This is a genomic window from Massilia sp. Leaf139 (assembly GCF_001424165.1).
GTDB lineage: Bacteria > Pseudomonadota > Gammaproteobacteria > Burkholderiales > Burkholderiaceae_D > Telluria.
Window position 1 is genome coordinate 1 of sequence record NZ_LMOJ01000005.1, and the last position, 8,928, is coordinate 8,928.

At 67.5% G+C, this 8,928-nt stretch carries 5 protein-coding genes; 4 read left to right on the forward strand and 1 reads right to left on the reverse strand.

What is annotated here, in order from left to right; all coding sequences use genetic code 11:
• Positions 1-243 precede the first annotated feature (243 nt).
• Entirely contained in the window at positions 244-1,089 is an 846-nt protein-coding gene (locus ASF77_RS07840; protein ID WP_082493651.1) for an efflux RND transporter periplasmic adaptor subunit, read from the reverse strand.
• 224 nt (positions 1,090-1,313) lie between these two features.
• Here ASF77_RS07840 and ASF77_RS07845 point away from each other — a divergent pair, with 224 nt between their 5' ends.
• From ASF77_RS07845 to ASF77_RS07860, 4 genes are read left to right on the forward strand one after another with little or no spacing between them, the layout of a single operon-like run.
• Entirely contained in the window at positions 1,314-2,681 is a 1,368-nt protein-coding gene (locus ASF77_RS07845; protein ID WP_162244840.1) for a TolC family protein, read from the forward strand.
• A 1-nt stretch (position 2,682) separates the two neighbouring features.
• Positions 2,683-4,560 carry an HlyD family efflux transporter periplasmic adaptor subunit gene (locus tag ASF77_RS07850; RefSeq protein ID WP_056337279.1) on the forward strand — a complete coding sequence of 626 codons (1,878 nt, stop codon included), beginning with the start codon at positions 2,683-2,685 and terminating at the stop codon, positions 4,558-4,560.
• Between the two features lie 6 nt (positions 4,561-4,566).
• On the forward strand, positions 4,567-6,714 hold the full coding sequence (locus tag ASF77_RS07855; RefSeq protein ID WP_056337282.1) for a biotin/lipoyl-binding protein: 2,148 nt from the start codon (positions 4,567-4,569) through the stop codon (positions 6,712-6,714).
• The gene (locus tag ASF77_RS07860; protein ID WP_056337285.1) at positions 6,707-8,698 is read left to right on the forward strand and encodes a preprotein translocase subunit SecA; all 1,992 of its coding nucleotides are present in this window, start codon (positions 6,707-6,709) and stop codon (positions 8,696-8,698) included. Before ASF77_RS07855 ends, ASF77_RS07860 begins: the two co-directional genes overlap by 8 nt.
• The last annotated feature ends 230 nt before the right edge of the window (positions 8,699-8,928 follow it).

Here is an 8,928-nt window from a genome sequence, read left to right on the forward strand (position 1 = left end):
ACGACTTTGCGCCGATGATAGTGCTGCAACCAGTGTGAAAGTAGGTTATCGTCAGGCTAGTTATAAGGGAAAAACCCGCTGATTACGATCAGCGGGTTTTTTTTCGTCTCAAGCTTTTATTCAAATGCTCGACATATGTTTTGATGAAATAAACATGTGTTGATCAGGTTTGCACTTCCCATATAAAAAACCCCGTCGGTATGCCCGACGGGGTTTTGTTTTCTCATCCGATTTGTCCGTCGATCAGCGTTTGACCGGCTTGTCGATCTCGATTGGAAACTGCGCCCGGCATTTCAAGCCCGCCGGCAGTTCCAGCTTCGGATTCGGAATCTCGAGGAATACCGCAAAGGTACCACTGGCCGCATCGATCACCTTGTCGACCGTTTTGACCTTGCCGACATAACGGCCGCCAACCGGCGCTTCCGGCAGCACGTCCACACTCAGACCCGGCTTGACCTTGGCAAAAGCGGCGATCGGCAGAATCACGTGCACCCGCAGCGGATCGAGCTGGGCCAGTTTGAGAATTGCCTTTTTCTGGCCGCCTGGCTCGACAATCTCGCCAGGATAGACGAACTGGTTGACGACCACGCCATTGAACGGGCTACGGATCGTGCGCAGGCTGAGTTGGCTGGTCTGCTGCTGCCACTCCAGCTTCGCCATTTCCTTGTTTTCCTTCGCCAGCTGCAGTTCGCTCTCGGCCAGCTTCATCTCGCTTTCCGCTTCGTCGCGCTCTTGCCCCGACATGAAATTCTGGGCCGACATATCGCGCCGGCGCTGGAATTTTTTCTTGGCAAATTCGATCTTGTTCTCGGCCGACCGGGTCGGCGCCGCCATGTTCGATTTATAGTGCGCCAGCGCGGCCGTCGCTGTCTCCACGCGCGATTCCAGGGTGGCCACCACTTGGCCCTTCGCTACCTGGTCGCCACGGCGCACCAGGACTTTATCGAGCAAACCGACCACCGGGCTGCCGACTTCGACCGTCTGGGTCGGCTCGAGGAGGCAATCGTAAGGGCCGGCGGCGACTGCGCCGGCATGGGTCATCGAAAGGAGCAAGCCGAGCGGCAGCGCCGGCAATAAACGGGAAGTCATCGGTCGTAATCAGCTAATCAACAAGCCAGTCAATGAATCATTCCATGAGCAAGTTGCGTGGATGTCACGCTGTTGCTAATTCGGAATTAATTTCCTTGGAAGAAGATTGATTATGCTACACTAAAATACATAATGAACAGGCAAATGGTTGATTTCCTTCACGGTGCGACCGATTTTGACGTTGATCTTGGGTCGTGAGAATGATGGGCGTGTGGCGGGCGGTAGTGACGGCAATCGGTGTCCTGGCGGCGAGTTCCGCACTGGGCATGTCCCTGAACCAGGCGGTGCAATTGGCACGCCAGAGCGACCCGGCCCTGCTCGCCGCCGGCTCCAGCGTCACCGCCTCGCAGGGCCGCGTCACCCAGGCGCGCAGCGCCTTGCTCCCCCAGCTGTCGATCAATGTGGCCACTAACCGCAACTCGCGCGAATACGTCACCCGCGGCGGCCCGATTCCTGTGGACGAGGATCGCTTCCTCAGCAAGAACGCCCAGCTCAACCTGAACTACGCCCTGTGGCGTCCGGCCAACCTGTATGCGCTCGACCAGGCCAAGGCCGCCGTCGCCCAGGTCAGCCACCAATACGCCGCGGCCGAACAGGACATGCTGCTGCGCCTGACCCAGGCCTGGTTCGACCTGATGCAGGCACGCGACGCCGTCCTGTATGCGGCAGGCCAGAGCGCCGCCAACAAGTATCAATGGGATCAGCTCAGCTACGCGGTGCAGGTCGGACTGGCCAGCGCGCCGACCTTGGAAGAAGCCCGCTACAAGTACGAGCAGGCCGAGGCCGAGCACGTGGTGGCCGAGGGCGAGCTCGAAATCAAACTGGCCGCGCTCGAACAGATCATCGGCCCGCAGCCCCAGTTCCGCCCGCCGGCCCTGTCCGAGCGCTTCGTCGCCGTCGGCCTGCAGAAAACCACGCTCGAGGAATGGCTGACCCAGGCCGAGGCCAGCAGCCCGCTGGTACTGGCTGCCAAGGAGGCGCTCGATGCCGCCAGCCACGAAATCGCCAAGCAGCGCCTGGCGCACGGCCCGACGGTCGAACTCGTCGGTAACCTGAGCAACAACGGCCAGGGCGCCGGCACCTTCCCCGGCCAGAACGGCTACGACATCACCCAGCGCTCGATCGGCCTGCAAATCTCGATTCCGATTTTCTCGGGCGGGAACACCGCCGGCAAGGTGACCGAGGCGGTGGCCCTGCGCGACCAGGCGCGCCACGACCTGGAGCTCGCGCGCCGCAACGTGCGCACCGCCGCGAAGCAGGCCTGGTTCGGCTGGCGCGCCGGGGAAGCGCACCGCGCCGCCTCGCAGCAGGCGCTCACCTTCAGCACACTCAGCCTGCAGGCGGTACAGGCCGGACAGGACAAGGAGCTCAAGTCCGCGCTCGAGGTCTTGCAGGCGCGCCAGCAGCACCTGGCCGCGCTGCGCGACCTGCAGCGCGCGCGCTACGAAATCATCACCAGCCGCTTCAAGCTGCTGGCCAGCGCCGGGCGCCTCTCGGTGGAAGAGGTGGTCGCCATGGATGCCTGGCTGACCGACGACAGCGCCACGCCGCTGCGCCTGGCGGGCCAGCCCCCCGCCGAAGGGAGTAAATGAGATGACCGTCCATAGCGCCGAGCAGGTTCGTCAGGGTGCCAGTGCACCCGCCACCGAGGCCCAGCTGTGGCGCGCCTTTGCCGCGCGCGGCACCGACGCCCAGTTCTGCCAGGCCTGGCTGAACCTGCTGTGCCGCCAGCTGCCCCAGGTCAGCGCCGCCGTCGTGCTGATGCAGTCGCCGGAAGCGAACACCTTCCTGCCGCTGGCGCTCTGGCCCGGCATCAAACGCGACCTGTCCGGCCTGGGCAAGGCGGCCGAGCGCGCCCTGACCGAAGGCCGCGGCGTGGTCGAGCCGAGCGGCGAGGGCGAGGCCCAGCGCCTGCACGTGGCCTATCCGGCGGAAGTCAACGGCCGCATGGTCGGCGCCGTCGTGCTGGAGGCGGCGCCGCGCCCCGAAGCCGAGGTGCACGCGCTGCTGCGCCAGCTGCACTGGGGCGTGGCCTGGCTGCACGACCTGGTGCAGCGGCGCGAACGCGGCGAACTCGAAAGCAAGGCCGAGCGCATCGGCGCCCTGATGGAATCGGTGGCCACGGCGCTGCGCAGCGGCCGCCTGCAGCAGGTGCTGTTCGACCTCGCCAACCAGCTGACCGGCGCGGCCGCCTGCACACGCGTCGCCATCGGCCTGGCCGGCGAGTCCGGCGCAACGGTGAAAGTGGCGGCGCTGTCGAATGCGGCCTGGTTCGAAAAGAACGCCAGCATCATGACCTTGTATGCGCAGGCGATGGAAGACACGCTCGACGCCCTGGCGCCGCTCGATTACCGGCGTCCGGCGCTGGCCGACGCGCTGGCCGTCGCCATCGAGGATTCGGCGCACGCGCGCCTGGTGCGCGAGAGCGGCGCACACGTGGTGCTGTCGGTGCCCCTGGTACTGGGCGCGAAATGCATCGGTGTGCTTACGCTCGAGCGCGACAAGGATCAGCCCTTCGATGCGGCCGAGCGCAGCTGGCTGGGCACCCTGGCGGGCCTGCTGGCGGCCGTGATCGAACAAAAGCGCGACGCCGAACGGGGCCACGTCGCGCGCCTGGGCGCCGACGCGCGCAAGCTGTTCGAGCGCCTGGCCGGCCCTGGCTACCTGCTGTGGAAGGGCGGCGCCGTACTCGCCCTGGCGACGGTGCTGGTACTGGCCCTGGTCGACATCGACTACCGCGTCACCGCCAAGACCGTCGTTGAAGGCGAGGTGCAGCGTGCCGCGGTGGCGCCCTTCGAGGGCTTTGTCGCCGCCAGCTTCGCACGCGCCGGCGACAGCGTGCGCCAGGGGCAAGTGCTGGCGCGGCTCGACGACCGCGAGCTGCGCCTCGAACAGCAGAAGTGGAACAGCGAGCGCGAACAGTACAGCCGCAAATGGCGCGACGCGATGGCGCGCCACGAACTGGCCGAAGTGCAGATCCTGGGCGCCCAGCTGCAGCAGGCCGAGGCCCAGCTGGCCCTGGCGAGCGACCGCCTGCGCCGCACCGCGATCACCGCGCCCTTCGACGGCGTGCTGATCTCGGGCGACCTGAGCCAGCTCACGGGTTCGCCCGTGCAGGCGGGCGAAAAGCTGTTCGAGATCGCGCCCCTGTACGCCTACCGCGTGATCCTGCAGGTCGACGAGCGCGACATGCGCCAGATCCGCGTCGGCCAGGAAGGCAAGCTGATGATCTCCGGTGTAGTGGGCGGTCCGGTCGCGCTCAGCGTCAGCAAGATCACGCCGGTCGCCACCGCCCAGGACGGCCGCAACTTCTTCCGCGTCGAAGCGCGCCTGGCGCAGGCGCCGGCCCACCTGCGCCCCGGCATGGAAGGCGTGGGCAAGGTCGAGACCGGGCAGCGGCCCTTGTGGTGGGTGCTGACCCACGACCTGACCGACTGGCTGCGGTTGGCGGTCTGGACCTGGTGGCCTTGACGCGCCATGGGACGCTCCGTCTTCAGCCAGCAATGGCATAACGCCGCCGCCCTGCGTCCGCGCCTGCTGCCGCACGCGCGCTTCTATCCGCACACCTACCGCGGCAAGCGCTGGTACGTCCTGCAGGACAGCGCCGGCGCGCGCTATCACCGCCTCAGTCCCGCCGCGCACGCGCTGGTATGCCGCATGGACGGCAGCCGCACCGTCCAGCAATTGTGGGACGAGGCGAGCCTCGCCGGCGGCGACAGCATCCCGACCCAGGACGAAGTGGTCGAACTGCTGATGCAGCTGCACTCGGGCGACCTGCTCCAGTGCGACGTGACTCCCGATGCGGCCGAGCTGTTCGAGCGCTACAGCAAGCGCCGCAAGCAGAAATGGAAGCAGTGGCTCACCAATCCGATGAGCCTGCGTATCGCCTTGGTCAATCCGGATCGCTTCCTGGCGCGCTGGGCGCCGCGCCTGGCCTGGCTGTTCGGCTGGCGCGGCGCCGCCCTGTGGCTGGCAACCGTGCTGCCGGCGCTGGTGCTGGCCGGCCAGCACTGGAAGGAATTGACGGGCAATCTGTCGGATCAGGTGCTGGCGCTGGACAACCTAGTGGTGCTGGTGCTGGTCTTCCCCTTCGTGAAAGCCTTGCACGAGCTGGGGCACGGCTTCGCCACCAAGGTCTGGGGCGGCACGGTGCACGAGATGGGACTGATGTTCCTGCTGTTCGCGCCCACGCCCTATGTCGACGCCTCGGCGGCGTCCACCTTCCGCTCGAAGCGGCGGCGCGCGCTGGTGGGCGCCGCCGGCATGCTGGTCGAAGTCTTCGTCGCCGCGCTGGCGATGTACCTGTGGGTGCTGGTCGAACCGGGCGCGGTGCGCGCCGTGTGCTTCAACGTGATGCTGATCGCCGGCGTCTCGACGGTCATCGTGAACGGCAATCCGCTGCTGCGCTACGACGGCTACTACATCCTGTCCGACCTGATCGAGATCCCGAACCTGGGCCAGCGCGCCACGCGCCACCTGACGGCGCTGTCGGATCGCTACCTGTTCGGCGCGCGCCGCATCGAGGCCAGCGAAGAGACGCCGGCCGAGCAGCGCTGGCTGGCCTTCTATGCGGTCGCCTCCTGGTGCTACAAGGTGTTCGTGACGATCTCGGTGATCCTGTTCGTGGCCGGCGCCTGGTTCATCTTCGGCGTCCTGCTGGCGCTGTGGAGCGCGATCGGCCTGTTCGTGGTGCCGCTCTGGAAGGGCGCGCGCCACTTGCTCGAAAGCCCGACCCTGCACGGCCGCCGCGAGCGCGCCGTGCGCCTGACCCTGGGCACGCTGGCGCTGCTGGCCGTGCTGCTGGGCGTGGTGCCGGCGCCGCTGCTCACGCGCGCCGAAGGCGTGGTCTGGCTGCCCGACGAGGCCATGCTGCGCGCCGGCGTCGACGGCTATGTGCGCGAATGGCTGGTCGCACCCGGCACCCGGGTAGCGCCCGGTACCGCCGTGCTGCAGCTGGACGACCCGCAGCTGGAGGCCGAACTGGCGGTGGCGCGTGCGCGCGCGCGCGAGGCGGCCGCGCGCTACCAGGCGGTGCAGTTTACGGAGCCCGTCCAGGCCGACCTGGCGCGCCAGCAGCTGGCGCAGGAAGAACGGGTACTGGCGCGCATCGCCGAACGCTATGCGCGCCTGACGGTGCACAGCCGCAGCGGCGGTGTGCTGACCGTCCCGAATGCCCAGGACATGCCGGGACGGTATTTCAAGCAGGGCGAGATGCTCGGCTATACGCTGGAACGGGGCGCACTGGTGGCGCGCGTGGCGGTCGCCCAGGACAACATCGGCCTGGTGCGCAGCAGCCTGCGCGGCGCCGAGCTGCGCTTTGCCGACGACATCCGGCGCATCTGGCCGGCGGCGGTGCTGCGCGAAGTGCCGGGCGGCCTGGCCGAACTGCCCAGCGCGGCGCTGGGGCCGCAGGGCGGCGGCACCATCGCGGTCGACCCGGGCGACGACAAGGGCGTGAAAACCTTGGAGCGGGTGTTTTATATCGACCTGCGCCTGCCTGAGCAAGCCGTGCCCGGCAGCTTCGGCGGACGGGTGTTCGTGCGCTTCGAGCACGCCGCGGAGCCGCTGGCGCAGCAGTGGTACCGACGCCTGCGCCAGCTGTTCCTGAGCCAGTTCCGTGTCTAACGTCGGCGCCCTGCTCAACGGCCGCGCGCTGCGGGTGGCCGATGGCGTCTACCTGGAGCGCCTCGACGAGCGCCAGCCGGTGCTGGAAGAACACCTGCGCGCGCTAGCCGCGCGCCTGCCATCCTTCGGCGCCCAGCGCGCGCGGGTGCGCCGCTTCATCGCGCTGGCCGCCGCCGCCGAGCCGGCGCTACGCGGCCTCGACGATGCGGCGCTGGTGGCGGATTTGCAGGCCACCTGCGTCGCCATGCGCAAGCAGGGTTTCGCCGATCCGCTGCTGGCGCGCGCCTTTGCCGCCGTGCGCGAAGGCTCGCGCCGCACGCTCGGCATGCGCCACCACGACGTGCAGCTGGTCGGCGGATGGGCCCTGCTGCAGGGGATGATCGCAGAGATGGAAACCGGAGAAGGCAAGACCCTGGTGGCGACCCTGGCCGCCTGCACCGCCGCCGCGGCCGGCGCCGCCGTCCACGTCATCACCGTCAACGACTACCTCGCCAGCCGCGACGCCGCTCAGAACCTGCCCCTGTACGGCTTTTTCGGCCTGCGCGTGGGCGTGGTGGGGGAGGGCATGACGCCGGCCCAGCGCAGCGCCGAATACGCGGCCGAGGTGGTCTACGTGTCGAACAAGGAAATCGTGTTCGATTATCTGAAAGACCGCATCGCCACCGGCGGCGTGCCCGCCAGCCAGCACCGCCTGCGCGGCCTGTACCGCGCCGGCCAGAACCCGGAACTGCTGCTGCGCGGCCTGCACGTGGCCATCGTCGACGAGGCCGACAGCATCCTGGTGGACGAGGCGCGCACGCCGCTGATCATCTCGAAGACCGTGCCCGACGAGCATGGCGGCGAGCTGTATCACACGGGCATTGCGCTCGCGCGCCAGCTGGTGCGCGGCGAACACTTCGAACTCAACGAGCACCGCGAGATCTGGGTGACGCCGGCGGGGGAGCAGAAAACGGTCGAACTGACGGCGGCCCTGGACGGCGTGTGGAGTTCGACCCTGTGGCGCCGCGAACTGATCGAGAAGGCGCTCACCGCCCTCTGGTGCTACGAGCGCGACCAGCATTACCTGCTGGCCGAAGGCAAGGTGCAGATCGTCGACGAGTTCTCCGGGCGCGTGATGCCCGACCGTGCCTGGGAGCGCGGCTTGCACCAGATGATCGAAGCGAAGGAGGGCTGCGAGATCAGCGGCCAGCGCATGACCCTGTCGCGCATGACCTACCAGCGCTTCCTCGGGCGCTATCTGCTCCTGTGCGGCATGACCGGCACCGCCGCCGAGATCACGCCCGAACTGCGGCGCGTGTACGACATCGCCGTGTTCAAGGTGCCGACCCACGTGCCGAGCAAGCGTGTGCGCCTGCCCAGCCGCTGCTGGCTGACCCAGGAAGCACGCTGGCAGGCGGTGGCTGCGCGCGCTGCCGAGCTCAGCGCCGCCGGCCGCGCGGTGCTGATCGGCACCCGTTCGGTGGAGGCGTCCGAGCGCCTCAGCCGCGACTTCGACGCGCGCGGCATCGCCCACGCGGTGATCAACGCGCGCCAGGACAAGGCGGAAGCCGACACCGTGGCCGAGGCCGGCCTGCCGGGCCGGATTACCATCGCCACCAACATGGCCGGACGCGGCACCGACATCCGGCCCGACCCGGCCGTGCTGGCGCTGGGCGGCCTGCATGTGATCCTGACCGAATTCCACGAGTCGGCGCGGGTCGACCGCCAGCTGTTCGGGCGCTGCGCACGCCAGGGCCAGCCGGGCACCGTGGAGGCCTATGTCAGCCTCGACGACGAACTGTTTATTCGCTTCGCGCCGCTGCTGCGCGCCGCCATGCTGCCCGCCGCGCGCCGCTGCGGCAGCCTTTCCCCACGCCTCCTGAACCTGCTGGTGCGCCATGCCCAGGGAGTCGCCGAGCGCTACAACGCGCGCATCCGCCTTTCCACCATCAAGCAGGATCGCAAGCTGCAATCCCTGCTCGCCTTCTCCGGCACGCCGAGCTGATTCGCCGCGTTCACGCGTGCCGCATAGTTAGCAAAAAAGCTTATCAAAAATTGTTTTCGTTCAATTAATTTGTTGCCCACAGTAATGTTTTGAGGTAACGTAATGACGGTATAAATTTCACAACGGAAAGTTAACCGCTTGTGAGCGAAATCAACCGATAACACCGCGCCGCACCCCCGGATCAGCCGGGTCAGCCGAATCAGCCCCGCCAATCTTTCATCACGTTCTCC

Excerpts from the sequence above, each read along its gene's own strand:
- ASF77_RS07840 (WP_082493651.1), bottom strand. The coding sequence starts at position 1,089 with ATGACTTCCCGTTTATTGCCGGCGCTGCCGCTCGGCTTGCTCCTTTCG.
- ASF77_RS07850 (WP_056337279.1), top strand. The coding sequence starts at position 2,683 with ATGACCGTCCATAGCGCCGAGCAGGTTCGTCAGGGTGCCAGTGCACCC.
- ASF77_RS07855 (WP_056337282.1), top strand. The coding sequence starts at position 4,567 with ATGGGACGCTCCGTCTTCAGCCAGCAATGGCATAACGCCGCCGCCCTG.